The sequence below is a fragment of the Pseudomonas sp. TE3895 genome (assembly GCF_056278855.1).
On the sequence record NZ_JBWBQE010000001.1, the window covers coordinates 2351652 to 2375332 of the forward strand.

26 protein-coding genes and 1 pseudogene are annotated in these 23681 nt (G+C 62.2%); 17 read left to right on the top strand and 10 right to left on the bottom strand.

What is annotated here, in order from left to right:
- Positions 1-68 precede the first annotated feature (68 nt).
- Genes ACZ889_RS10645 through ACZ889_RS10660 form a run of 4 tightly spaced genes read left to right on the top strand, consistent with a single transcriptional unit; the run spans position 69 to position 3741 of the window.
- The gene (locus ACZ889_RS10645; RefSeq protein WP_180688684.1) at positions 69-1355 is read left to right on the top strand and encodes an MFS transporter; all 1287 of its coding nucleotides are present in this window, start codon (positions 69-71) and stop codon (positions 1353-1355) included.
- Positions 1356-1364: 9 nt separating this feature from the next.
- Positions 1365-2141: a 5-oxoprolinase subunit PxpA gene (locus ACZ889_RS10650; protein WP_180688683.1), complete on the top strand. Its 777-nt coding sequence runs from the start codon at positions 1365-1367 to the stop codon at positions 2139-2141.
- A complete protein-coding gene (pxpB, locus tag ACZ889_RS10655) occupies positions 2141-2827 on the top strand; it encodes a 5-oxoprolinase subunit PxpB (protein WP_003254664.1) in 687 nt (228 codons plus the stop codon). Before ACZ889_RS10650 ends, pxpB begins: the two co-directional genes overlap by 1 nt.
- The gene (locus ACZ889_RS10660) at positions 2824-3741 is read left to right on the top strand and encodes a 5-oxoprolinase subunit C family protein (protein ID WP_180688681.1); all 918 of its coding nucleotides are present in this window, start codon (positions 2824-2826) and stop codon (positions 3739-3741) included. The genes pxpB and ACZ889_RS10660 overlap by 4 nt, the downstream gene beginning before the upstream one ends.
- A gap of 81 nt (positions 3742-3822) precedes the next feature.
- Here the strand turns inward: ACZ889_RS10660 and ACZ889_RS10665 are convergent, their stop codons facing one another.
- The 3 genes and pseudogenes from ACZ889_RS10665 to ACZ889_RS10675 all read right to left on the bottom strand — a co-directional run bounded on the left by ACZ889_RS10665 (position 3823) and on the right by ACZ889_RS10675 (position 7136).
- On the bottom strand, positions 3823-5001 hold the full coding sequence (locus ACZ889_RS10665; RefSeq protein ID WP_476257369.1) for a vWA domain-containing protein: 1179 nt from the start codon (positions 4999-5001) through the stop codon (positions 3823-3825).
- 13 nt (positions 5002-5014) lie between these two features.
- Positions 5015-5860: an AAA family ATPase gene (locus ACZ889_RS10670; protein WP_003254658.1), complete on the bottom strand. Its 846-nt coding sequence runs from the start codon at positions 5858-5860 to the stop codon at positions 5015-5017.
- A gap of 201 nt (positions 5861-6061) precedes the next feature.
- Positions 6062-7136, bottom strand: a pseudogene (locus ACZ889_RS10675) (DUF748 domain-containing protein).
- Between the two features lie 132 nt (positions 7137-7268).
- On the opposite strand from ACZ889_RS10675, the gene cysK reads away from it, so the two are divergent.
- The 3 genes from cysK to ACZ889_RS10690 all read left to right on the top strand — a co-directional run bounded on the left by cysK (position 7269) and on the right by ACZ889_RS10690 (position 10668).
- Positions 7269-8243 carry a cysteine synthase A gene (gene cysK / locus ACZ889_RS10680; RefSeq protein ID WP_003254654.1) on the top strand — a complete coding sequence of 325 codons (975 nt, stop codon included), beginning with the start codon at positions 7269-7271 and terminating at the stop codon, positions 8241-8243.
- A 173-nt stretch (positions 8244-8416) separates the two neighbouring features.
- Positions 8417-9352 (top strand): aspartyl/asparaginyl beta-hydroxylase domain-containing protein, encoded by a 936-nt coding sequence (locus tag ACZ889_RS10685; RefSeq protein WP_010955240.1) that lies wholly within the window; start codon positions 8417-8419, stop codon positions 9350-9352.
- A gap of 434 nt (positions 9353-9786) precedes the next feature.
- The gene (locus tag ACZ889_RS10690; RefSeq protein ID WP_476257370.1) at positions 9787-10668 is read left to right on the top strand and encodes a DMT family transporter; all 882 of its coding nucleotides are present in this window, start codon (positions 9787-9789) and stop codon (positions 10666-10668) included.
- Between the two features lie 3 nt (positions 10669-10671).
- Here the strand turns inward: ACZ889_RS10690 and ACZ889_RS10695 are convergent, their stop codons facing one another.
- Together ACZ889_RS10695 and ACZ889_RS10700 are read right to left on the bottom strand one after the other, a co-directional pair.
- Positions 10672-11130: a DUF4265 domain-containing protein gene (locus tag ACZ889_RS10695; RefSeq protein WP_049586995.1), complete on the bottom strand. Its 459-nt coding sequence runs from the start codon at positions 11128-11130 to the stop codon at positions 10672-10674.
- A 13-nt stretch (positions 11131-11143) separates the two neighbouring features.
- Positions 11144-12019: a DMT family transporter gene (locus tag ACZ889_RS10700; RefSeq protein WP_004576045.1), complete on the bottom strand. Its 876-nt coding sequence runs from the start codon at positions 12017-12019 to the stop codon at positions 11144-11146.
- 204 nt (positions 12020-12223) lie between these two features.
- Between ACZ889_RS10700 and aceK the strand changes: the two genes are divergently transcribed.
- Positions 12224-13939: a bifunctional isocitrate dehydrogenase kinase/phosphatase gene (gene aceK, locus ACZ889_RS10705; protein WP_060545090.1), complete on the top strand. Its 1716-nt coding sequence runs from the start codon at positions 12224-12226 to the stop codon at positions 13937-13939.
- 19 nt (positions 13940-13958) lie between these two features.
- Here the strand turns inward: aceK and ACZ889_RS10710 are convergent, their stop codons facing one another.
- Positions 13959-14819, bottom strand: coding sequence for a DUF6279 family lipoprotein (locus tag ACZ889_RS10710; protein WP_476257371.1), 861 nt, complete (start codon positions 14817-14819; stop codon positions 13959-13961).
- A gap of 130 nt (positions 14820-14949) precedes the next feature.
- On the opposite strand from ACZ889_RS10710, the gene ACZ889_RS10715 reads away from it, so the two are divergent.
- On the top strand, positions 14950-15786 hold the full coding sequence (locus tag ACZ889_RS10715) for a CvfB family protein (RefSeq protein WP_010955234.1): 837 nt from the start codon (positions 14950-14952) through the stop codon (positions 15784-15786).
- 5 nt (positions 15787-15791) lie between these two features.
- Here the strand turns inward: ACZ889_RS10715 and ACZ889_RS10720 are convergent, their stop codons facing one another.
- Entirely contained in the window at positions 15792-16172 is a 381-nt protein-coding gene (locus tag ACZ889_RS10720) for a hypothetical protein (protein ID WP_003254641.1), read from the bottom strand.
- A gap of 235 nt (positions 16173-16407) precedes the next feature.
- On the opposite strand from ACZ889_RS10720, the gene ACZ889_RS10725 reads away from it, so the two are divergent.
- From ACZ889_RS10725 to def, 3 genes are all read left to right on the top strand, one after another.
- Positions 16408-16587, top strand: a complete 180-nt coding sequence (locus ACZ889_RS10725) for a CsbD family protein (RefSeq protein ID WP_003254639.1) — start codon at positions 16408-16410, stop codon at positions 16585-16587.
- Between the two features lie 157 nt (positions 16588-16744).
- Entirely contained in the window at positions 16745-17701 is a 957-nt protein-coding gene (locus ACZ889_RS10730) for a YihY/virulence factor BrkB family protein (RefSeq protein ID WP_476257372.1), read from the top strand.
- Positions 17701-18237 (top strand): peptide deformylase, encoded by a 537-nt coding sequence (gene def / locus ACZ889_RS10735; protein WP_180688676.1) that lies wholly within the window; start codon positions 17701-17703, stop codon positions 18235-18237. The genes ACZ889_RS10730 and def overlap by 1 nt, the downstream gene beginning before the upstream one ends.
- On the opposite strand, the gene ACZ889_RS10740 is transcribed toward def, so the two are convergent.
- A complete protein-coding gene (locus tag ACZ889_RS10740) occupies positions 18192-18596 on the bottom strand; it encodes a GNAT family N-acetyltransferase (protein ID WP_476257373.1) in 405 nt (134 codons plus the stop codon). The two genes, def and ACZ889_RS10740, sit on opposite strands and share 46 nt — an antisense overlap.
- A gap of 318 nt (positions 18597-18914) precedes the next feature.
- Between ACZ889_RS10740 and ACZ889_RS10745 the strand changes: the two genes are divergently transcribed.
- The 5 genes from ACZ889_RS10745 to ACZ889_RS10765 all read left to right on the top strand — a co-directional run bounded on the left by ACZ889_RS10745 (position 18915) and on the right by ACZ889_RS10765 (position 21924).
- Positions 18915-19172 carry a DUF2790 domain-containing protein gene (locus ACZ889_RS10745; protein ID WP_003254632.1) on the top strand — a complete coding sequence of 86 codons (258 nt, stop codon included), beginning with the start codon at positions 18915-18917 and terminating at the stop codon, positions 19170-19172.
- A gap of 192 nt (positions 19173-19364) precedes the next feature.
- Complete coding sequence (locus tag ACZ889_RS10750) at positions 19365-19790, top strand: YybH family protein (protein ID WP_010955229.1); 426 nt, start codon at positions 19365-19367, stop codon at positions 19788-19790.
- 44 nt (positions 19791-19834) lie between these two features.
- On the top strand, positions 19835-20179 hold the full coding sequence (locus tag ACZ889_RS10755; RefSeq protein ID WP_180688675.1) for a YciI family protein: 345 nt from the start codon (positions 19835-19837) through the stop codon (positions 20177-20179).
- 21 nt (positions 20180-20200) lie between these two features.
- Positions 20201-20686, top strand: a complete 486-nt coding sequence (locus ACZ889_RS10760; protein ID WP_014590053.1) for an SRPBCC family protein — start codon at positions 20201-20203, stop codon at positions 20684-20686.
- Positions 20686-21924: an RNA polymerase sigma factor gene (locus tag ACZ889_RS10765; RefSeq protein ID WP_180688674.1), complete on the top strand. Its 1239-nt coding sequence runs from the start codon at positions 20686-20688 to the stop codon at positions 21922-21924. The genes ACZ889_RS10760 and ACZ889_RS10765 overlap by 1 nt, the downstream gene beginning before the upstream one ends.
- A gap of 118 nt (positions 21925-22042) precedes the next feature.
- On the opposite strand, the gene ACZ889_RS10770 is transcribed toward ACZ889_RS10765, so the two are convergent.
- Entirely contained in the window at positions 22043-22513 is a 471-nt protein-coding gene (locus tag ACZ889_RS10770) for a MaoC family dehydratase (RefSeq protein ID WP_003254624.1), read from the bottom strand.
- Positions 22514-22547: 34 nt separating this feature from the next.
- Complete coding sequence (locus ACZ889_RS10775; RefSeq protein ID WP_010955225.1) at positions 22548-23492, bottom strand: alpha/beta hydrolase; 945 nt, start codon at positions 23490-23492, stop codon at positions 22548-22550.
- Positions 23493-23681: the final 189 nt, after the last annotated feature.

Here is a 23681-nt window from a genome sequence, read left to right on the forward strand (position 1 = left end):
GAACAATGGCGCCCAGGCCGCGACGCTTCATGTCGCCCATAAAACAATACCAACAAGCCGAGGCATCCATGAACCCCACCGGCGTGCAACAGCAGGTCAGTTCCCTCCGTTCGTCCGGGCCTTTCGCCTGGTACCGCGACATCGACAAACAGCAACGACGTACCTTCTGGAGCTGCAAGATTGGCTATGGCCTGGACGGCATGGACACACAGATGCTCAGTTTCGTCATCCCTACGCTGATCATGCTGTGGGGTATCACCACCACTGAAGCCGGGTTGATCCACACCAGCACGCTGATCGCCTCGGCTGTAGGAGGCTGGGTGGCCGGTATCCTGTCCGACCGCATCGGCCGGGTGCGTACCCTGCAACTGACGGTGTTGTGGTTCGCCTTCTTCACCTTCCTGTGCGGCTTCGCTCAGAACTACGAGCAATTGCTGATTGCCCGAACCCTGATGGGCTTTGGCTTCGGTGGCGAGTGGACCGCCGGTGCGGTGTTGATCGGCGAGGTGATCCGCGCCCAGGACCGCGGCAAGGCGGTGGGCATGGTGCAGTCCGGCTGGGCAATCGGCTGGGGCCTCACAGCCATCCTCTATGCGCTGCTGTTCTCTTGGCTGCCGGCAGAGCAGGCTTGGCGTGCGTTGTTCCTGCTGGGGCTGGTACCGGCAATCTTCGTGATCTTCGTTCGCCGCCTGGTCAAGGACCCTGAGGTCTATCGTAAGGCCAAGGCAGTGGAAAACGCCGAGGCACCCTCGCGCTTCTACGAAATCTTCGCGCCGGGCATGCTCTGGACCACCGTGCGGGCATCCTTGCTGACCACCGGCGCGCTCGGCGGTTACTACGCCATCACCTCGTGGCTGCCAACCTTCCTGAAGAACGAACGCGGCCTGAGTGTGCTGGGCACGGGTGGCTATCTGGCCATGGTGATCGTCGGCTCGTACGTGGGCTATGTGGTCAGTGCTTATCTGTCCGACCTGCTGGGGCGCAAGAAGAACTTCATCCTGTTCGCCGTGGGCTCTTTCGTCATTGTGCTGTTGTACACGCAGATGCCGGTCAGCGATGGCGTGATGCTGTGGCTGGGCCTCCCGTTGGGCTTCTTCGCCTCGGGTATCTTCAGCGGCATGGGGGCGTTTCTGACCGAACTGTTCCCCACGCGCATTCGGGGTTCGGGGCAGGGCTTCTGTTACAACATCGGCAAGGTCATTGCCGCGCTGTTTCCGTTGATGATCGGCATGCTCGGCCAGAATGTTCCGCTGGGCCTGGGTATCGGCGTGTTTTCTGCGGTGTCCTACGGCATTGTGATCGTGGCGGCCTTGAGCTTGCCTGAAACCCGCGGCAAACAGCTGCAGGCGCGGTAAGGTAGGCCTATGCACAACGACAAGGGAGACCGCGTGGTGGAACGCCTGCTACTCAATTGCGACATGGGTGAGAGTTTCGGCAGCTGGCGCATGGGCCTGGACGCCGAGGTCATGCCTTACATCGATTGCGCCAATATCGCCTGCGGCTACCACGCTGGCGACCCCGGTATCATGCGTCGCACGGTGACGTTGGCGCTGGAGCACGGGGTGATTATCGGCGCGCATCCGGCCTACCCGGACCTGGTCGGCTTCGGCCGCCGTTCCATGGCCTGCAGCCCGGAAGAAATCCGCGACCTGCTGCATTACCAGATCGGTGCGCTGGATGGCATCTGCAAAGTGCTGGGTGGTCGTGTGGCCTATGTGAAGCCCCATGGCGCGCTGTACAACGACATGATGGCCGACCCGCTCAAGCTGCGTACCGTGCTGGAGGCCGTAGCGGCCTATGACAGCAACCTGCCATTGATGCTGATGGCCACCGCCGACAACCGTGCCGCCCAGGCACTGGGCGATGAAATCGGCGTGCCGCTGTGGTTCGAGGCGTTCGCAGACCGCGCCTACACCGCCAGCGGCCATCTGCTGTCGCGGCGCCTGCCGGGCGCGGTGCATCACGACCCGGCGCGGGTGGTGGAGCAGGCGGTGCGTCTGGCCCGAGGCGAAGCGCTGTTGGCTGACGATGGCAGTGCCTTGCAGCTTGCCGCCCGCACCCTCTGTGTGCATGGCGACAACGACAGTTCGGTGGCGGCGGTGCGGCAGATTCGCCAGGCCCTCGATGGGCTGGAGGTGTGATGAAGCCGCGAATTGAAGTGGTCGCCATCGACAGCCTGATGGTACGCCTGTTCGACCGTATCGATGAGGCCAACATGCCATGGATGCTCGCCGCCAGCCGGCGCTTGAGCGCGGCGTTCGGCGAGCACCTGCTGGACCTGGTGCCGTCCTACACCACGCTGATGGTGCAGTCTGCCCTGCCGCCGGGCGAGGCCAGGGCGCGAATCGCTCAGGCGCTGGACGGCTTGCAGCCTGACACCGGCAGTGGCGGCCGCCGACACGAGATCCCGGTGTGGTACGACGCCAGTGTCGGCCCCGAGCTGCCTGTGCTGGCGGCCCGCAGCGGCTTGAGTGAAGCGGAGATTGTTCGGTTGCACGGCGAACGTGATTACCCGGTGTTTGCCCTGGGCTTCGCGCCTGGTTTCGGCTTTATGGGCCTGGTCGACGAGCGCCTGGCCAGCCCTCGTCTGAGTACCCCGCGCAAGCGCGTGGCAGCGGGCAGCGTGGGTATTGCCGAGCGCCAGACGGCGGCCTACCCGGCAGTATCGCCGGGTGGCTGGAACCTGATCGGGCGCACCCCGGTGCGGTTGTTCGACCGTGAGCGTGAGGGTTACAGCCTTTTGCAACCCGGTGACCGGGTGCGCTTCGTGCCGGTTTCGCGCAGCGAATTCCTGGCCATGGGTGGTGATGTGGAGGCGCAGGGATGAAGCAGTTGATGATTGAGGCCAGTACGCCGTTGTGCCAGTTACAGGATGCCGGGCGCTTCGGCGTGCGCCACCTTGGCGTGACCCAGGGCGGGGCGCTGGACTGGGTGGCGATGCACTGGGCCAACTGGCTGCTGGGCAACCCGTTGGGGGCGCCGGTGGTCGAGGTGGCACTGGGTGGTTTTTGCGTGGTGGCTGAACAGGATTGCGTGCTGGCCCTGGCCGGTGCCGACCTGGATGCGTGTGTCGATGATCAGCCGCTGGCGCCATGGCGCAGCTTTGCCCTGGCCAAGGGGCAGCGCTTGACCCTGAAGCAGCCCAAAGTGGGTGTGCGGGCGTATCTGGCGGCACCGGGTGGGTTCCTGGGCGAGGAGGTGCTGGGCAGTTGTGCCACCGTGGTACGTGAAGCACTGGGTGGCATCGATGGCCTGGGTGCTGCGCTGGCTAAACACCAGGCATTGGCTTTTACCGGTAGCAATGCCCCCCTGCGCGAAGTGCCGCAAGCGTTGTGCCCGCAGTTCGCCCAAAAGCCGGTGCTCGACCTGGTGATGGGCGCGCAGATTGGTGAGTTCAGCGGTACCAGCCTGTTCGAGGCATTCAACCGGGAGTGGACGCTGGACAGCCGGGCCGACCGCATGGGCATCCGGTTGTTGGGGCCGCAGCTGGTGTACCAAGGGGCGCCGATGATCTCCGAAGGGATCCCGCTGGGGGCGGTACAGGTGCCGCCGGATGGGCAGCCGATCGTGTTGCTCAATGACCGGCAGACCATTGGTGGTTACCCGCGGCTGGGCGCGCTGACGCCGCTGGCGCTGGCGCAACTGGCGCAGTGTATGCCGGGGGCGGTGGTGCGGTTCAGGGCGGTGGTGCAGGACGAGGCCTGGCGAGAGCAGCAGGATTACCTGAACCGTTGGCGGTAGAGCGGGCGGCCTCTTCGCGGGTAAACCCGCTCCTACACACGTGCTGTGCATGCCTTGACGGCGATGTTGGAGCAGGCAACCTCACTTGGACAGGTAGCGCATCCCGTCCTCCAACCCTTGCAGGGTCAGCGGATACATCTTGTCCTCGATCAGGTCGCGCACCAAATGGGTCGAGGCGGTGTACTCCCAGGCCTGCTTGGGGTACGGGTTGATCCAGATGACCTTCCTGAATTTTTCCATGAAGCGCTGGATCCACACATACCCGGCTTCTTCGTTCCAGTGCTCTACGCTGCCACCCGGCTGGGTGATCTCGTAGGGCGCCATGGCCGCGTCACCGACGAACACCACCTTGTAGTCATCGCCGTACTTGTGCAGCAGGTCGAAGGTGGAAAAACGTTCGGACGTGCGGCGCAGGTTGTTCTTCCACACCGACTCATAAACGCAATTGTGGAAGTAGTAATACTCCAGGTGCTTGAACTCGGTCTTGCAGGCCGAGAACAGCTCTTCGCAGACTTTGACGTGGGCATCCATCGAACCGCCAATGTCGAGCAGCAACAGCAGCTTCACGGTGTTGCGCCGCTCGGGGCGCATCTGGATATTCAGCAACCCGGCATCACGCGCGGTGTGGTCGATGGTGCCGTCGATGTCCAGCTCTTCGGCGGCGCCTTCGCGGGCGAACTTGCGTAGCCGGCGCAGGGCCAGCTTGATGTTGCGGGTGCCAAGCTCGACCTGGTCGTCGAGGTTTTTGTATTCGCGTTGGTCCCAGACTTTTACTGCCTTGCCCTGGCGCTTGCCGGCCTCACCGACGCGGATGCCCTCGGGGTTGAAGCCACCCGAGCCGAATGGGCTGGTGCCGCCGGTGCCAATCCACTTGTTGCCGCCAGCGTGGCGTTCCTTTTGCTCTTCGAGGCGCTGCTTGAATGCCTCGATAAGCTTGTCCAGGCCGCCCAGCGACTGGATCTGTGCACGTTCTTCATCGGTCAGCGTGCGCTCGAATTCCTTGCGCAGCCAGTCTTCGGGGATCAGCGCCTCGATGTGCCGGTCGAGGTTTTCCAGGCCCTTGAAGTAGGCTGCGAAGGCACGGTCGAACTTGTCGAAGTGGCGTTCGTCCTTCACCAGGATGGCGCGGGCGAGGTAGTAGAACGCGTCCATGTCGGCGAACACCACGCGCTTTTGCAAGGCCTGGTGCAGGTCGAGCAGTTCACGCACCGAAACCGGCACCTTGGCCGCACGCATCTCATTGAACAGATTGAGCAGCATGGCCCTGCTCCTGTCAGCGGTTGCCGCGCCGGCTCATGAAGGCCAGGCGCTCGAGCAGTTGTACATCCTGCTCGTTTTTTACCAGCGCACCGGCCAGCGGCGGGATGGCCTTGGTCGGGTCGCGTTCGCGCAGCACCGCTTCACCGATGTTGTCAGCCATCAGCAGCTTGAGCCAGTCGACCAGCTCGGAGGTGGACGGCTTTTTCTTCAGGCCCGGCACCTTGCGCACGTCGAAGAACACATCCAGCGCCTCGCTGACCAGCGACTGGCTGATGTTCGGGTAGTGCACGTCGACAATCTGCTGCAGGGTAGTGCGGTCGGGGAAGGCGATGTAGTGGAAGAAGCAGCGGCGCAGGAAGGCATCCGGCAGCTCTTTTTCGTTGTTCGAGGTAATGATGATGATCGGACGCTGTTTGGCCTTGATGGTCTCGTCGATTTCGTAAACGTAGAACTCCATCTTGTCGAGTTCTTGCAACAGGTCGTTGGGGAATTCGATATCGGCCTTGTCGATTTCGTCGATCAGCAGGATGACCCGTTCGTCGGCCTCGAAGGCCTCCCAGAGTTTGCCCTTTTTCAGGTAGTTGCGCACATCGTGCACCTTGTCCACGCCCAGCTGCGAATCGCGCAGGCGGCTGACCGCGTCGTACTCGTAGAGCCCCTGGTGGGCCTTGGTGGTGGATTTGATGTGCCAGGTGATCAGGCGCGCCCCGAACGAGGCTGCCAACTGCTCGGCGAGCATGGTTTTGCCGGTGCCCGGTTCGCCCTTGACCAACAGCGGGCGTTCGAGGGTAATGGCCGCGTTTACCGCCAGTTTCAGGTCGTCTGTGGCGACGTAGTCGCGGGTGCCTTCGAACTTCATGGGGGTTTGTCCTCTATTTAGGGCTTTGCGGGCCTCTTCGCGGGTAAACCCGCGCCTAATAACGTTGTAGGAGCGGGTTTACCCGCGAAGAGGCCCGAACAGGCAGCACATAATCCGGATTTGTTTCCGACTATAACGCGGGGCCAGGCGGCTGCAAACGCAGACCAGGTATTCAGTCCCTGAATGCCCCGTCACGCTGTCTCAGTCAGACTTCGGCGCTGGTTGCTCATAGCGCGCATTGAATGCCTGGACAAACCCGTTGCGCAGGATCTGCAGGAACGCCTCGAAGGCACTGACATCCTGCTTGCGCACACTGCCGCTGAGTTCCACCCGAGTGGCGAACTGGTTTTTCGGCTGGTTCTTCAGCACCGTCTCGGTCGCACCCACCAGGGCCTCCCACACCGAGCGGAAGAAACCCTTGTCCTTTTCCTCGACGTCCTGTTGCCAGTCGAACACGTCGACATCGCGCAGCAGCGGTTTTATATAGCCGTTCAGCCGGCCGTTTTTCTGCCTGGGCCTCGATGACCACGTCACCGTGCCCGGCATTGAAGTCGAATTTGCCGTAGGCGCTGGCAAAGTCATTTAGTTTTCGCAGCTCGATGCCGGTGGCGCGAAGCCTGAATTCGAAGTCGTCGAAATCACTGAAGGGGTCGAAGGTGGCACGGCTTTCTACCTTCGCATCCCCCGCGATGAGCGCCGTACCTTCGAAACTTGCGTCACGACGGCCTTGCTGGTCGCGCACGTTGGTCAGGTTGCGGATGCTGGCGTTCAACCGGGTGGCCTTGAGGTCGACCGGTGGCTTGGAATTGAAGTTGCGGAACGTCAGCACGCCCTTGTCGATACGCACTTCGTTGAGGGTGATGGGCAGGAGTTTTTCCAGCTGCTGGCGCCAGTCGGTACCTTGGCCGGTCTGCGATGCCTGTTTGCTACCACCGTCGACAAAGTTCAGCTCGGGGTGCACGAAGGTCACCTCCGCCACCACCGCCTTGTCGTACCACAACGAATGCCAGCTCACCGAGAGGTCGATCAGTGGTGCGTCGAGAAACGGTACGGGCACCTTGCCGGTGGTCTTGACGATTTTCAGCCCATTTATCTGATAGGCACCGCGCCACCAGGCCAGGTCCACGTCGGCTACCTGGCCGCGGTAGTCACCCATATCGGCCAGCTTGTCGTTGAGGTAGTCGCGCACCAGGTAGGGCAGGGCCAGGTGCAGCGCCACCAGCAGCACAATCAGGCTGGCCAGGCCGACCAGCGGCCAGCGATAGCGGGCTTTCATGAGGCTGTCTCCAAGGCGGGATGTGCGGTTGACCGCAACGTGCCGGGCTGAGTTCGAACAGGCTTTACGGGCCACCGCAGCAGGCTTACCCTTGAGGCATTTCCCTGCTTTTTCATGCCAAGGACCCCTGCCATGAGCCGTATCTTTGCAGACAACGCCCACTCCATCGGTAACACGCCGCTGGTGCAGATCAACCGCATCGCCCCGCGCGGTGTGACCATCCTGGCCAAGATCGAAGGGCGCAACCCCGGGTACTCGGTCAAGTGCCGCATCGGCGCGAACATGGTCTGGGACGCCGAGAGCAGCGGCAAGCTCAAACCGGGCATGACCATCGTCGAGCCCACCTCGGGCAACACCGGTATCGGCCTGGCCTTCGTCGCCGCCGCCCGCGGCTACAAGCTGATGCTGACCATGCCCGCCTCGATGAGCCTGGAGCGCCGCAAGGTGCTGAAGGCACTGGGCGCCGAGCTGGTATTGACTGATCCGGCCAAGGGCATGAAGGGCGCCATCGAGAAGGCCAACGAAATCGTCGCCTCCGACCCGGAGCAGTACTTCCTGCCGGGCCAGTTCGAAAACCCGGCGAACCCGGCCATTCACGAGAAAACCACCGGCCCTGAGATCTGGAACGACACGGACGGCGCCATCGACGTGCTGGTGGCGGGCGTGGGTACTGGCGGCACCATCACCGGCGTGTCGCGTTACATCAAACATACCCAGGGCAAGGCCATCCTGTCGGTGGCAGTGGAGCCCGTGGCATCGCCGCTGATCAGCCAGACCCTGGCCGGCGAAGAACTGAAGCCAAGCCCGCACAAAATCCAGGGCATCGGCGCCGGCTTCGTGCCGAAAAACCTCGACCTGTCGATCGTCGACCAAGTGGTGACGGTGACCGACGAAGAGTCCAAGGCCATGGCGATTCGTCTGATGCAGGAAGAGGGCATCCTTTGTGGTATTTCCTGCGGTGCGGCAATGGCGGCAGCGGTGCGCCTGGCCGAAAAACCGGAAATGCAGGGTAAGACCATCGTCGTAATCCTGCCCGATTCGGGCGAGCGATATTTGTCGAGCATGCTGTTCAGCGACATGTTCAGCGAGCAGGAAAACCAGCAGTAATCGGCCTTCCCGCTGATCCGGCGCAACGATCGGCGGCCTGGTTTATTGCAAAATCTTCATGAATGCGATCCCGCCCGGGTTGTTTTTACCGCGGCGGGATCGGTTTATGATGGCAGGATGATTTTCTGGAGAGCAGGCAGCGCAGCCCTGACTCTTCCTCAAGGAGTGAAAGCATGACCTTTTCCTTTGCAGCCAAGGCGGGTGTCTTGCTGGTGTTTTTCGGCAGCGTGCTGTTCGTGCACTTGCGCGGCAAGGCCCGCCTGCCGGTGTTGCGCCAGTTCGTCAACCATTCGGCGCTGTTCGCCCCCTACAACGCGTTGATGTACCTGTTTTCCGGCGTGCCGTCCAAGCCCTACCTGGATCGCCAGCGCTTCCCCGAGCTGGACGTGTTGAAGGACAACTGGCAGGAAATCCGCGAAGAGGCCATGCGCCTGTTCGACGAAGGCTATATCCGTGCCGCTGAGAAAGATAACGACGCCGGCTTCGGTTCGTTCTTCAAGAAGGGCTGGAAGCGCTTTTACCTGAAGTGGTACGACAAACCGCTGCCTTCGGCGCAAACCCTGTGCCCGCGCACTGTCGAGCTGGTCAGCCGCATCCCCAATGTCAAAGGCGCAATGTTTGCCCTGCTGCCCGGCGGCAGCCACCTGAACCCGCACCGCGACCCGTTCGCAGGCTCGCTGCGTTATCACCTGGGGCTGTCCACGCCCAACTCCGACGCATGCCGCATCTACGTGGACGGTGAGCAGTACGCCTGGCGTGATGGCGAAGACGTGATGTTCGACGAAACCTACGTGCACTGGGTCAAGAACGAAACCGACGTAACCCGCGTGATCCTGTTCTGTGACATCGAGCGCCCGCTGAGTAGCCCGCTGATGACGCGCATCAACCGTAAGGTCAGTGCCTTCCTCGGCCGCGCCACCGCGCCGCAGAACACCGACGACGAGCGCGTGGGCGGGATCAACCAGGCGTACGCCTGGAGCAAGCGCTTCAGCAACAGGATCAGCAGCCATGTGAAGCAGTTCAAGCGCGCCAACCCCAAGGCTTACCGCGTGCTGCGGCCGGTACTGGCGGTGGTGGTGGCGTATCTGTTGTATCGCTGGTTGTTCTGATTTTTTCTGCTCTAACCGGCCTCTTTGCGGGGCAATCCCGCTGCCACCGGTGCGCCTGATCCTTCAAGGACGAGGGTGCGCTTGTGGCAGCGGGGTTGTGCCGCGAAGAATCACTCGCTATATTCCAGAACATTCACTTCCTCAAAGACCCCGTTCATGCCAGCCATCCCTTCCACCACACGCTTTGCCATCGCGCCAGTCGCGGGCTTGGTCGTGCGTGGTAGCCAGCAGCCGGTCATGATCTGTCACTCCCCACCACCTGTCAGTGGCGTCGTAGGCGGCGTAGCTCCGCCTCATTGCGTGGTTGTGCTGGGCTGATCGGCTTCGTGCCGCAACCCTTCGCACGCGCAACGTACTGAACACGGTCGGCTACTGCTCACGTTGAAGCGCACGCCGTCCGTTTGGCTTATCTGCCTACTATCAGGTGGCAATTCATGTCTGTCTTTACCAAAACGTCCGTGGCCTCGGCGGCCACTACCTGCTTGTTCGTCCTGCTGTGGAGCAGCGGGGCGATCGTCTCCAAGCTCGGCCTGGCGCATGCCAGCCCGTTCGCCTTCCTGCTGTTGCGCTCGGCGCTGGCCCTGGCTGGCCTGTTGCTGATCGGCCCGTTGCTAGGGCTGCGCTGGCCGCGTACTCGCGGGAGCATTCTGCGGGCCCTGGGTACAGGGTGTGTGTTGCTCGGTGCCTATCAGATCTTCTATCTGTTGGCGCTTGATACCCATGTCACCCCCGGCGTCATGGCCACGGTGATGGGGGTACAACCGATCCTCACCGTGGTGCTGATGGAACGCCAGCGTTCCTGGAACCGTTTGTTCGGCCTGGGGTTGGGGTTGGGCGGCTTGATCATGGTGGTCTACCAGGGCATCAACCTGGGCGGGGTATCGCTGGCGGGCATGCTGTTCGCCCTGCTGGCGCTGGTCAGCATGACCTTTGGCTCGATCCTGCAGAAGCGCATTACCGACAACCCCATGGGCACGCTGCCGCTGCAGTACCTGGCCGGCTTTGCCATGTGCGCGCTGTTCGCACCTCTGCAACCGCTTCATGTCGAGTGGACCGGCAGCTTCGTCGGTGCGCTGCTGTGGATGGGCCTGGTGGTCTCGCTGCTGGCAACCTTGCTGCTGTACCGGCTGATCGCCAAGGGCAACCTGGTCAATGTCACCAGCCTGTTCTACCTGGTGCCGGCAGTGACTGCGGTGATGGACTTGCTGATCTTCGGTAACCGCCTGGCACCGCTCAGCCTGCTGGGCATGGGGCTGATCGTGGTAGGGCTGCTGTTCGTGTTTCGCAAGCCCGCCGCGCGCCTGGCCGAGGCGTAGGCCCTAGCGGAATTCTTCGGGGATGGCGTGGCGCAGCACGCCTTCCTCGAAGTCCAGCAGGCCGGCTTCGCGCTGGGTGAGCAGGTAGTAGAGCAGGGTATCGAGCGAGCGTTGCGGCGGGACCTCGACCGCCAACATCTTCACTGCTTGCTCGGTTTCACAGGCGCAGCCGAAATCCAGCAATGCTGCGCGTACCTGGTCGAGGGTTTCCGGTGGTTTGACGACCACCCGGAACACCGAGCTGCCGCTGCTGTGGCGCAGTTGTGCGAACCAGGTTTCGCCTGCTTCCTCGCGGGTGTCGATCACGTCGCCCGGGGCGATGCCATAGACATGGAAGGGTATGTTGTCGATGGCATAGCCGCCTTCCACGGCCTTGGCCCACAGGCCCTCGACCGAGGCCGGTGGGTAGCCGTTCTCGTCCTGTTCCAGGCGGAACAGGACCTTTTTGTACGCGCTGTTCATGCCGTACTCCGCTTCAGCTGCGCGCTGGGCGCAGCACCAGCCACAAGGCCAGGCCAATCAGCAGGCCGCCGTATAGGTGCGCCATCGACAACGGCTCATTCAGCAGCCATGCCCCCCACAATACGCCGAATACCGGGATCAGGAAGGTCACGGTGCTGGCTTTTACCGGGCCGATTTCCTCGAGCAGGCGGAAGTACAGGATGTAGGCAAAGGCGGTGCACAGCAAACCCAGCCCCAGCAACGACAACCACACCTCCCAGCCCCCCCAGCTGGCGGGTGGTTGGGTGAGTGCGCTCCAGCCGAACAGCGGGGTCAGCATGAGCGTTGCGCCGAGCATGCTGCCCAGCGCGGAAAGACGGCTGTCCAGGCCACTGATCCAGCGGCGGGCGAGGAACCCGGCAAAGCCGTAGCAGGTGGTGGCCGCCAGGCAGGCGAGGGCGCCTTGCAGCAGGGCCATGTCCAGTGCCACCGGGCCGGCGCCGCTAAGGATGCCGACGCCGAACAGGCCAAGGAAGATGCCGCAGAGTTTGGCCAGGGTCATTGGCTCGCGGAAGAACAGTACGCCGACCAGCACGCCCATCAGCGGGGTGGTGGCGTTGAAGATCGCCGAATAGCCGGCCGGCAGCACCTGGGCCGCCACCGAGTAGAAGGTGGCGGGGATGCCGGAGTTGATCATGCCCAGCACCAGGCACGCGCCGAGCTTGCCCTGGAAGTCCCAGCGCACGCGGGCGGCGGCCAGAAGCACGATCAGGCCCAGGCAGGCGATCGAAACCCGGAAGAACGCGGTCGGCACCGTGCCCAGTTCGGGGGCGATGATGCGCATGAACAGGAAACTCGCTCCCCAGACGGCGGCAAGGGTCAGCAGGCGGGCTAGGGCGATGGGGCTCACAACGGTCTCCGGAGGTAAGGCAGGGGCGCGAGTGTACGCCAGGGGGCGGGGGGATTCTTGTGCTTTCTTGCTGTGTAATTCCTCTTGGGCTGCGGGGCTCTGGGCAAGGCAGCTGCAACTACAGCTCGGGCCTTCAATGGCAGTAACCCATGAAGCCAAGGGCGGCTAAGCTCTGTACTCAATCCCAGTTCCGAGGCCCCACGCATGTCCCAGCCCTGGCCCGCTGTCGAAATCGCCCGGATGATCCTCGCCGGCTTCGACGACTACCGCGATCATTTCCAGCGCATCACCCTGGGTGCTCGCCAGCGCTTCGAGCAGGCGCGCTGGCAGGATATTCAGCAGGCCGCCGCCGCCCGCATCAATCTCTACGAAGAGAAAGTCGCCGAAGTCAATGGCTGGCTGCGCCAGGCCTTTGCCGCAGAGGTGTTGCTGGACGTGGAACAGTGGCCGCTGGTGAAAAACGCCTATATCCACCTGATTGACCCCCGCCTGGACGACGAGCTGGCAGAGACCTGGTACAACTCGCTGTTTTGCAGCCTGTTCAGCCATGACCTGATCAGCGACGGCTGCATGTTCATCCACACGACCCGGCCTTCCATGCGCGGCCGCGAGCGCGCCGCGCAAACCCGTACCTATCGGCTTGATGGCAGTCTCAGGAACTTGCTGCGCGCGGTGTTCGCCGATTACCCGTTCGACATGCCCTATGGCGACCTGGAAGGCGACCTGGCGCGGCTGGAAGAACAACTGCGCGAATGCCTGCCCGACTGGGTGTGCAAGGACCCGACGCTGGCCGTGGAGCTGTTTGTACCCGTGCTTTACCGCAACAAGGGGGCCTATCTGGTCGGCCGCCTGTACAACAGCGATGAGCAGTGGCCGTTGGTGATTCCCTTGCTGCACCGCGAGGGCCACGGCATCGAGGCCGATGCGTTGATTACCGACGAGGCCGAGGTGTCGATCATCTTTTCGTTCACCCGCTCTTACTTCATGGCCGATGTCCCGGTGCCCGCCGAGTTCGTCAATTTCCTCAAGCGTATCCTGCCGGGCAAGCACATTGCCGAGCTGTATACCTCGATCGGGTTCTACAAGCAGGGCAAGTCGGAGTTCTACCGCGCGCTGATCAACCACCTGGCCAGCAGTGATGACCGCTTTGTCATGGCGCCAGGGGTACGGGGCATGGTCATGAGCGTGTTCACCTTGCCCGGCTTCAATACGGTGTTCAAGATCATCAAGGACCGCTTCTCGCCATCGAAAACCGTGGACCGCGCCACGGTGATCGACAAGTACCGGCTGGTGAAGAGCGTCGACCGGGTGGGGCGTATGGCCGACACCCAGGAGTTTGCCGATTTTCGCTTTCCGCGCAGCAAGTTCGAGCCGGATTGCCTGGCCGAGTTGCTGGAGGTGGCACCGTCGACGGTGGCGCTGGAGGGCGACACGGTGCTGATTCGCCACTGTTGGACCGAGCGGCGCATGACGCCGTTGAACCTGTACCTGGAGCATGCCACCGAGGGCCAGGTGCTGGAGGCGCTGGAGGACTACGGCCTGGCCATCAAGCAATTGGCGGCGGCGAACATCTTCCCCGGCGACATGCTGCTGAAGAACTTCGGCGTGACCCGCCATGGCCGGGTAGTGTTCTACGACTATGACGAAATCAGCTTCCTGACCGAGGTGAATTTCCGCCACATTCCGCCACCGCGATACCCGGAGGACGAAATGTCGGGCGAGCCGTGGTACTCGATCGGGCCGCATGATGTGTTCCCCGAAGAGTTTCCGCCGTTTCTGTTTGCCGATATGGGCCAGCGGCGGTTGTTCAGCCGCTTGCATGGGGAACTGTATGACGCGGATTACTGGAAGGGGCTGCAGGCGGCGATACGTGAAGGGAAAGTGATCGATGTGTTTCCGTATCGGCGTAAAGCCCGGTGAATCAGCTCGAACAGGCCTGTCACCCCTTCAAACACTTCATCTCACTCAAATGGGTACGCACCTTGCCCAACCGTTCCTGCAGGAACCTCCGTTGCTGCGGGGTGCTTAGCTGCACCAGGTCCACCAGCAGGCTGCGTGCCTGCTGCTCGCTATTCTGATACGCCGCCCGGTACTCGGGTGTCCACAAACTCTCCTTGCGTTGCAACAAGGTCGCCAGGCGCGGTTCGAAGCTGTAGTCGTTGCGCTGGTTCATCGCCAACAGCAGTTGCTGTTGCCAGTGGGCACGGTTGGCGATCCATTCACGGTTCTGGTCACCCAGCGCTTGAGACCAGGTCTGGATGCGTTGCTTCTGTCCCGCCGTCAACTCGCCAAACCATGGTGTCAGGCGTTTTTCCATGCGTTCGCTACGGCGGGCCATCTGCTTCGGCAATGGCGTATCCACATACCGCTTCTGCCGTTCACTGATGTCTTCGCGGAAGGCTTCACGCATCTGCGCTACCTGGTTGTCGCTCATGCCGCGCAGCAGTTCGGTGGCCGAAGGGGTGATTTCCTCGGCCACCCGACCAATTGCCTCACGGACCTCGCGGGTGCTTTGCAGCAGGGCCTGGTCGGTGACCTGGTCGTCGGCGACCATGTCACGTAGCCGGTCGAGCCAGTCGAGGTAGCCGGGCAGTTGAGTCTTGCAATGCCAGGCCAGGTGCTCGCGCAACCGATCGTCCAGCAGCGCCCTTTGCTCGCGGTTCATGTCCAGGTAGTCGCTCAGCGACCACGGCACCAGGCGGTCGAGGTTGCGATAGGCCAGGTCGATGCGGCTGCAGGCGGCCAAGGCCAGGGCGAAGCCGATGGCGATAAGCAGGGCTTTGGGCAGGCGTAGCGGCATGTGCTGTTCCTTCCTCAGGCTGGCCAGAAGGTAGATGCAAGTGCGGCCTGGCGGTTCCACTGCATGAGTGGTCGGGCCATGTGGTGGCTTCAGGTGTAGAATAGCCGCCTTGTCTTGAGGATCATCGGAAATGGCTCTGCTTGGGCGTTACAACAGTTTGCAAATCGTGAAACACGTGGACTTCGGTCTGTACCTGGACGGCGGCGCCGATGGCGAAATCCTGCTGCCCGGGCGCTACATCCCGAAAAACGCCGAGACCGAGGTCGATGACTGGTTGAACGTGTTCATCTACCTGGACAGCGAAGACCAGCTGATCGCCACCACCGAGAAGCCCAAGGTGCAGGTTGGCGAGTTCGCCAGCCTGAAGGTCAAGGACATCAACGGTGCCGGTATCTTCCTGGACTGGGGCCTGTCCAAGGACCTGCTGATGCCGTACTCGGAAGAGGCACGGCCACTGAAGATCGGCGATTATTGCGTGGTGCACGTGTACCTCGACAAGCGCACCCGCCGGATCACTGCCACGTCGCGCCTGGACCGCTACCTCGATGTCACCCCGGCCGACTACAAGGTTGGCCAGCCGGTCGAGCTGCTGGTAGCCGGCGAAACGCCGATGGGCTTCAAGGCCATCATCAACAACCGCCACTGGGGCCTGATCCACAAGAACGAGGTGTTCAAGTTCTTGCGCTCGGGCATGCACGAGAAGGGCTTCATCAAGGAAGTGCGCCAGGACGGCAAGATTTCGTTGAGCCTGCAGCCGGTAGGCGCCGCCCTGGCGGACACCCTTCAAGAGCAGATCATGGCGCGCCTGGAAGCCGAAGGCGGGGTGTTGGGGGTGTGCGACAAGAGTGACCCTGCGTTGATCAGCAAGCTGTTCAACGTCAGCAAGGGCAACTTCAAGAAGGCCATTGGCGGGTTGTTCAAGCAGGGCCTGATCGTCATCCATGACGATCGCATCGAGAAAGCCTGACGGCCTTAAGCCTGTACGAAGTTGCGGAAGTCCAGCTGCTCGCCACCCGGACGGGTGTCGCGCAGCAGCGAGTCACGGTCGGCGCTGAGGGCCAGGCTGATGGTGGAGCGGCGCTTGCCAGGCTTGCGCACTTCCATTTGCTCCAGGTGAGCCTTGAGGAAATTGGTGGGCACCTTCAGGTGCTGCAGTTCATCGCTTTCTGGCGTGTGCAGCAGCAGGTTGACCCAGTCGGCCTGGCCCTTACCCAGCAGTGCCACTGGCACTTCGAACCACCACAGGTTGCGTTTGTTGTCCAGGATGGCGAACAGGGTATTGCTGCTGGTCAGCACCGGCCGGGCCAGTGCTTCGTTGCGCCGGGCGATGGCGGCGGGTTTGTCGAGTTTCATGCAGGTTCCTGCGAGTTGACGCTATGAAGGCCTGCATTGTGAGGGGTGGCACGGGGCGGGGCAAGGTTTGTGACTTGCGGTGCCTGTGCCGGCCTCTTCGCGGGCTTGGGCGGTATTCGCCTGCCGTTTTACCGTTCGGCTTCTGGCCGGGAGATCCGTTGAAACTCCTGGCCCAGGCGTTGGGTCAACCTACTGTCGACACGGTTCACGTGTCTCCATTTGCAGGAGTTTTGCCATGAGCGGTACTAAAGACAAAGCGAAAGGCTTGGCCAACGAAGCGATCGGCAACGTGAAACAGGGTGTTGGCAAGGTGACCGACAACGACAAGCTGCGGGCCGAAGGCAAGGCGCAGGAGCTTAAAGGCGAGGCGCAACAGATCAAGGGCAATGTGAAGGATGCGGTGAAGAAGCCTTGACTTGAGGCGGCCTGTGCCGGCCTCTGGCGGGTAATGCCGCGAAGAGGCCGGCACACTCTACGTAAGCAAATTCTTCAATCACGGCCGGGAGCAGCACAGCTCGGGCACGGTCTATTAGACTTGCCTGTGTAACGATCAAGCGGCGAAAGGAGACGCTATGATTTTCCCCGACCTGCGCGGCTTGCCCCTGCACCGCGTGCTGGTTCGCACCGTCAAGGAATTCCTCGACGACGAGATGTCCACCTATGCCTCAGCGCTGGCCTACCAGGCGCTGTTCTCGCTATTCCCCTTCCTGTTGTTCCTGATTGCCCTGATCGGTTTCCTGCACTTGCCGGACTTTTTCTCCTGGCTGCGTCTGCAGTCGGAACTGGTGTTGCCGCCCCAGGCGCTGGAGCAGGTGAACCCGGTGATCGACCAGTTGCAACAATCCAAGGGCGGGCTGCTGTCGGTGGGTATCGTGATCGCCCTGTGGACCGCCTCCGCCGGCGTGCGCCTGATGATGAGCGCCATGAACGCCGCTTACGATGTGCCCGAAGGGCGCCCGGTGTGGAAGCGTATCCCGCTTTCCATTTTCTACACCGTGGGCCTGGCTGGCATGCTGCTGGCGGCCGCAGCGCTGATGGTGCTGGGCCCGCAGGTGATGGAATGGATAGCCGCCCAGATCGGCATGCAGGAGTTCATCGTCACACTGTGGACCATCCTGCGCTGGCCGGTGATCATCATTCTGCTGATGGTGGCAGTGGCCCTGATCTATTACGTGATGCCTGATGTGAAACAGCAGTTTCGCTTCATCACCCCGGGCTCGGTGCTGGCGGTTGTGGTGTGGATCGTGGCCTCACTGGGCTTTGCCTACTACGTGAAGACCTTTGCCGACTACAACGCCATGTACGGCAGCATTGGTGCAATCATCGTGCTGTTGCTGTATTTCTATATTTCGGCTGCCGTGCTGCTGCTCGGCGCCGAAATGAATGCGGTGATCGAGCACATGTCAGCCGAAGGCAAGAACCCGGGCGAGAAAGAATTCAACGGGGAAAAGCCCAAGGAAACCTTGACTGTACTGGGTCACGAGCACCCGAACCCGAGCAAGCCTCATAGCGTCGAGCCGAACCCCTGATGATCCGTGACATTCTCAAGATGGGCGACGAACGCCTGCTGCGCATCGCTCCGCCAGTGCCCGAGCACATGCTTGGCAGTGCCGAGCTGCAGCAACTGATCGACGACATGTTCGAAACCATGCGTCACGTAGGCGGTGTGGGCCTGGCCGCCCCGCAGATCGGCATCGACCTGCAGTTGGTGATCTTCGGCTTCGAGCGCAGCGAGCGATACCCCGATGCCGAGGCGGTGCCGCAGACCATTCTGCTGAATCCGGTCATCACCCCGACCTCAAGCGAGATCGAGGACGGCTGGGAAGGTTGTCTGTCGGTGCCTGGCTTGCGCGGCGTGGTGCCGCGCTTCAAGCATATCTGCTACCAAGGGATCGACCCCCAGGGCAGCCCGATCAACCGCTTCGCCGATGGCTTCCATGCACGGGTGGTGCAACACGAGTGCGACCACTTGATCGGCCGGCTATACCCCTCGCGCATCCAGGACTTTGCCAGGTTCGGCTACACCGAGGTGCTGTTCCCTGGGCTTGAGGTCAGCGAGGACTGACCTCGCTGCAGGGCTACCAGGCGTTTGTTGCGCTGATAGCGAAGCAGGCGGCTGGCCAGGGCTTCTGGCAGCTGTTGGGCCAGGTCGAAACCCAGGCGCTGGTAGAACGGCGTCAGGTCGGGATGACAGAACAACCAGACGGGCCCATCAACCTGCGCCAGTGCTGCCTCGATCAACTTCGCGGCCACCCCTTGGTTGCGCCGCTGCGGGGCGACGAACAGGCCCGTCAGCCAGAATCCCTCACCCACAGCACTCAGGCTCAGCCCGGCGATGATGCCAGGGGCCCGTGCTACCCACAGTTCGGCGTCGCTTGCAGCGCGCATGCGTGAGCTGTGCTGGCGGTAGAAGTGGTCCAGCAAACGGCGTTCTGTGTCCGAAAGCGTCGAACAGGACAATTTTTCAGAAATGGTGAGCCCTACCCTGAAACGTGGCCAGAGGCTCTGGCCTGATGATTTGCGGCCACTTTGTCGCAGATTGTTGCAAAACCGGCAAGGGTGAATATCCGACTCCGGGGTTCAACTATTACTGGCCGGGAGTAGAATTTTCTTCATCCCCCCTGGCAGTACGAAGCGGGATCGGTACTTCGTGCCATCTAGACCCTAGATGACAACTTCTCCGCGCCGGATACGGCAATAGAAGTCAATCGATCAGCTTGAACGTTCTAAAGGCAAAACCACATGAAACCATTACTGATTCTTGCATTGGTCGGTATGTCCTCGTTCGCCCTCGCCGATGAGGCCAAACCCGTCTCCAGTGAGCCTGTGGCTCAGCAGTACGACTACTCGATGAACCTGGACATCAAGCGGGTGATCAACCTGTCGACCATCCCCAATGTCTGCGAAGTGGTACCTGCGACCATGACCTATGAAGACCATCAGGGCCAGGTGCACACCATCCAGTACCGGGCCATGGGTGAAGGTTGCCAGCAGGGTTGACTGGCGGTGCCCGCCACAGGGGCTGAAAACGCTGTGGCGGGCACTTGCTGGCCCTGATGCGATCTCCCAGGTGCTCCGCCAATACAGAATAATTTCCCCCGCCTGTCGAATCCTCCGCTTACCGTTCGACCATAGCTGAAGGCACGCTTCACGCCGTGCCCCACCCCCTATGATCTGTCGGAGGTACCCCCGATGAGCACCGCAGCCGAATCCGAAATCCGCCAATTGATCGAGCGCTGGATGCAAGCCGTGCGCGATCGCGACATCCCGGGCATCATCGCCCCCTACGCCGACGATATCGTCGCCTTCGATGCCATCCAGGCTCTGCAATTCAAAGGCAAGTCGGCCTACACGGCGCACTGGGAAATGTGCATGGGCATGTGCACCGGCCCCATGGTGTTCGAACTTGCCCAACTCACCGTGCACGCCGCTGGCGATCTGGCTCTGGCCCATTGGCTGAACCGCTGCGGCCCAGGCGACGACGAAAGCCAGTGCGGCTTCATGCGCGCCACGGTGGGCTATCGTCGTCAAGGCGGCCAGTGGCAGGTCATCCACGAACACTGGTCGGCGCCTTTCGACATGGAAACGCAAAAAGCCCTGTTCGATCTCAAGCCCTGAGCCGTTATCGCCAAACGCACTTTGCCAATACCCTGGAGGCGACCATGAAATACCTGTGCCTGGTCTATTGTGACGAGGGGCTGTTGCACAGCCTGCCCGACAGCCCGGCAGACGCCGAATGCATGGCCTACGCCGAAGCCATTCAGGGTTCCGGGCGCATGCTGGCGGCCGAGGCGCTGAAGTCGGTGCAGACGGCCACCACGGTGCGTATGCGTAACGGGCGCATGAGCCTGACTGACGGCCCGTTCGCCGAAACCAAGGAGCAACTGGCGGGCTTTTACCTGGTGGAGGCCCGCGACCTCAACGAAGCGCTGAATATCGCCAAGGGCATCCCCGCCGCGCGGGTCGGCAGTGTCGAGGTGCGACCAGTGCGCGAGCTGCAACCCTGACAGCCAAGGAGAACCATCAGCATGAGCCTTGCACCCATTGCCCAGGCGCAACACGAGTTGTCCATCAGCCGCCTGATCGACGCACCACCGGCCAAAGTATTTCGCGCCTGGACCGAACCCCAGTGGCTGATGCAGTGGTGGGGGCCGCACGGCATGACCACCCCGGAGTGTGAAATGCAGTTGTGGGCCGGTGGCCTGTTTCGCACCCTGATGCGCGCGCCGGATGGTAGCGAGTACCCCAACCAGGGCGTCTTTCTGGAAATTGCCGCGCCACGCCGGCTGGTGTTCACCGATGCCTTCGGCCCCGGTTGGGTGCCGTCGGACAAGGCCTTCATGACCGCCGTGATCAGCTTTGACGAGGAACAGGGCAAAACCCGCTACACCGCCCGTGCCTGGCACTGGAATGCCACCGACTGCCGTGCCCATGAAGAAATGGGCTTCCACCAAGGCTGGGGAGAAAGCCTTGACCGCCTGGTGGAGGTGGTGACCCAGCGGATGCCCGACTGATGGCCGCGATGGCCCAGGTGAGCGCCGAAGTCGAGGCCGTGTACCGGCAGGAGTCACGGCGCATACTGGCGACACTGATCCGCTTGCTGGGTGATTTTGACCTGGCCGAGGAGGCCATGCATGACGCCTTCTTCATTGCCGTCGAGCGCTGGCAACGCGACGGTATCCCCGCCAACCCGCGAGCGTGGCTGGTCTCTGTCGGGCGCTTCAAGGCCATCGACGCGCTGCGCCGGCGCGTCCGCTTCGACCGCTCCCAGGCGGACTTGAGCATGCTGCTGGATGGTCAGGCGCAGGACCCCAGTGAAGAAGAACTGCTGGCGGATGATCGCCTGCGGCTGATCTTCACCTGTTGCCATCCGGCCCTGTCGGCCGACGCTCAGGTGCCATTGACGCTTCGCGAAGTCTGCGACCTGACCACCGAGCAGATCGCCCGCGCCTTTCTGCAAAGCCCGACAACCATCGCCCAGCGGATCGTGCGTGCAAAGGCCAAGATCCGTGACGCGGGCATACCGTACCAGGTACCCGAGCACAATGAGCTGCCCGAGCGCCTGGAAAGCGTGTTGCGGGTGATCTACCTGGTGTTCAATGAGGGCTATTCGGCGTCATCGGGCGAAACACTGCTGCAGCAGGAATTGAGCGATGAAGCCATTCGCCTGGCGCGGTTGCTGGTGCAGTTGCTGCCCGACCCGGAGGCAGTCGGCCTGCTGGCGTTGATGTTGCTGCAGGCGTCCCGGCAGCGGGCGCGCATCGATGGCCAAGGCGATTTGGTGGTTCTGGAGCAGCAGGACCGTAGCTTGTGGGACCGGCAGTTCATTGCCGAGGGCTGTGCTCTGGTGCGCCAGGCCCTGCAGAGCCGTGCATTCGGGGCCTATACCGTTCAGGCGGCGATTGCTGCCGTGCATGCCGAAGCGGCGACGGCTGAAGAGACGGACTGGGGAGAGATCGTCGGGCTGTATGACGTGTTGCAGCGGTATTGGCCATCAGCGGTGGTGGCGCTGAACCGGGCGGTGGCGCTGGCGAAGCGGGATGGGCCGGAGATTGGCTTGCGGGAAGTCGAAGGGATTCTGGCGCGGGGGGAGTTGCTGGACTATCACCTGGCACATGCGGCGCGCGCCGAGTTGCATTGCCAGCTGGGACAGGTAGAAGAGGCGCGAGCGGCCTGGCAGCAGGCGCTGGCCTTGACCCGACAGGCACCTGAGCGGCGGCATATCGAGCGGCGTTTGCAGGCTATCGAATGATGTGGGGGTGCCGGCTCTTTGCGGGCCAGCCCATATCCCACAGGATGCCCGCTAAATCAACGAATTAGCGGGTTACCCAGGAGAGCAGCCTTGAAGTAGGTGCTGGCTGCATCACACCTCAGCTCGCCACAAAATTCGGCGGCGACACCAGCTCGACGGTCTGCTGCTTGCGCGGCGCCAGGATCTCGGCTTCACCCGCGACCACCAGCTCGTCGTTCTGGTTGTAGACGTTGGTGGCGATGCGCACCTTGAACTTGGGCAGTTTCTCGAGGATTTCCAGGCGCACGGTCAGGGTGTCGCCGATTTTCACCGGTTTCTGGAAGCTCATCTGCTGGCCCAGGTAGATGGTGCCAGGGCCAGGCAGGGTGCAGGCCACTGCCGCACTGATCAGCGCGCCGCTGAACATGCCATGGGCAATACGTTCGCGGAACATGCTCTTGGCGGCGAACTCGGCATCCAGGTGAACCGGGTTGTGGTCACCGGACATCGCAGCGAACAGTTGGATGTCGCGTTCTTCAACGGACTTCTTGTACTCGGCCTTCTGGCCGACTTCGAGGGCTTCGTAAGGCGTGTTGGTGACCTGGGACATCGATGCTTCCTTAAGCGTTGGGCGAGGGCGGCTATCATTCACTGCGCGCAGGGCGGCCAAGGGCCAGCGCCTGTTCAAGCCAGCCGAGAATATCGGCGATGACCTCGCCACGGTTGGTTTCGTTGAGTACTTCATGCCGCGCCTCAGGATAGACGCGCAGCTGTACATGTCGGTTGCCGGTCGCGCGCAGGGCGTCGGCCAGATGGGTGAGACGCTTGCCGGCACTGACCGGATCACATTCACCGCCGATCACCAGCATCGGCAGGTTGGGATCGATCTGCGCGAGGTTACCCGGCTGACTGATCTGCGCCAAGCCTTGCAGCAGGTCGAGCCACAACTGGTTGGTGCAGCGAAAGCCGCACAACGGGTCATTCACGTACTGATCGACCTCGCCCGGGTCGCGGCTGAGCCAGTCGAAGGCTGTGCGGTTGGGCTTGAAGGCGTTGTTGAACGAACCGAAGGACAACCATTCGATCAGTGCACTCTTGCCCAGTGGCCCCTGGCGCCAGGACTCCAGCCGGGCAATCAGCCGCGCAAAGCGGTACAGCACGGCCGGTTGGTAGTTGGAACCGCTGAGGATCGCCCCGTGCAGGCTGCCACTGTGATGCAGCAGGTAAGCCTGGGCGATGTAGCTGCCCATGCTGTGGCCGAACAGGAACAGCGGCGTACACGGGAACTGCTGGCCGATGTGCTGGGCCACACACCCCAGGTCATTGACCACGGCATTCCAGCCATGATGGCGGGCGAACAGGCCGAGGTTGCCCAGTTCGGCAGTGCGCCCGTGGCCACGCTGATCGGCAGCGAACAGGGCAAAGCCGGCCTCGCTCAGAGCCTGGCCCAGGCGCTGGTAGCGCCCGGCATGCTCGGCCATGCCATGGGCCAGCAGCACCACGGCCTTTACCGGTGTGGCCGGCAGCCATTGGTGTACGTACAGGCTGCAGTGCTCACTGGCGGGCAGCCAGAAGGCGTCGTGAGGCATGGCGGGTCCTTGTGCGCGCGGTTACCCGAACAGTGTATGCACAACCGGCCGGATTGCAGGAGGGGCACAAATAAGATTCACAATGTTAATGGCGGCACTTGGCGTATATGCCACCTTGGGTTTACCTGCTAACGTCGAATCAACGCCTTTTCGCCGGCAGGCGGTCAGGTAAAGGACTAAAGGACGCAG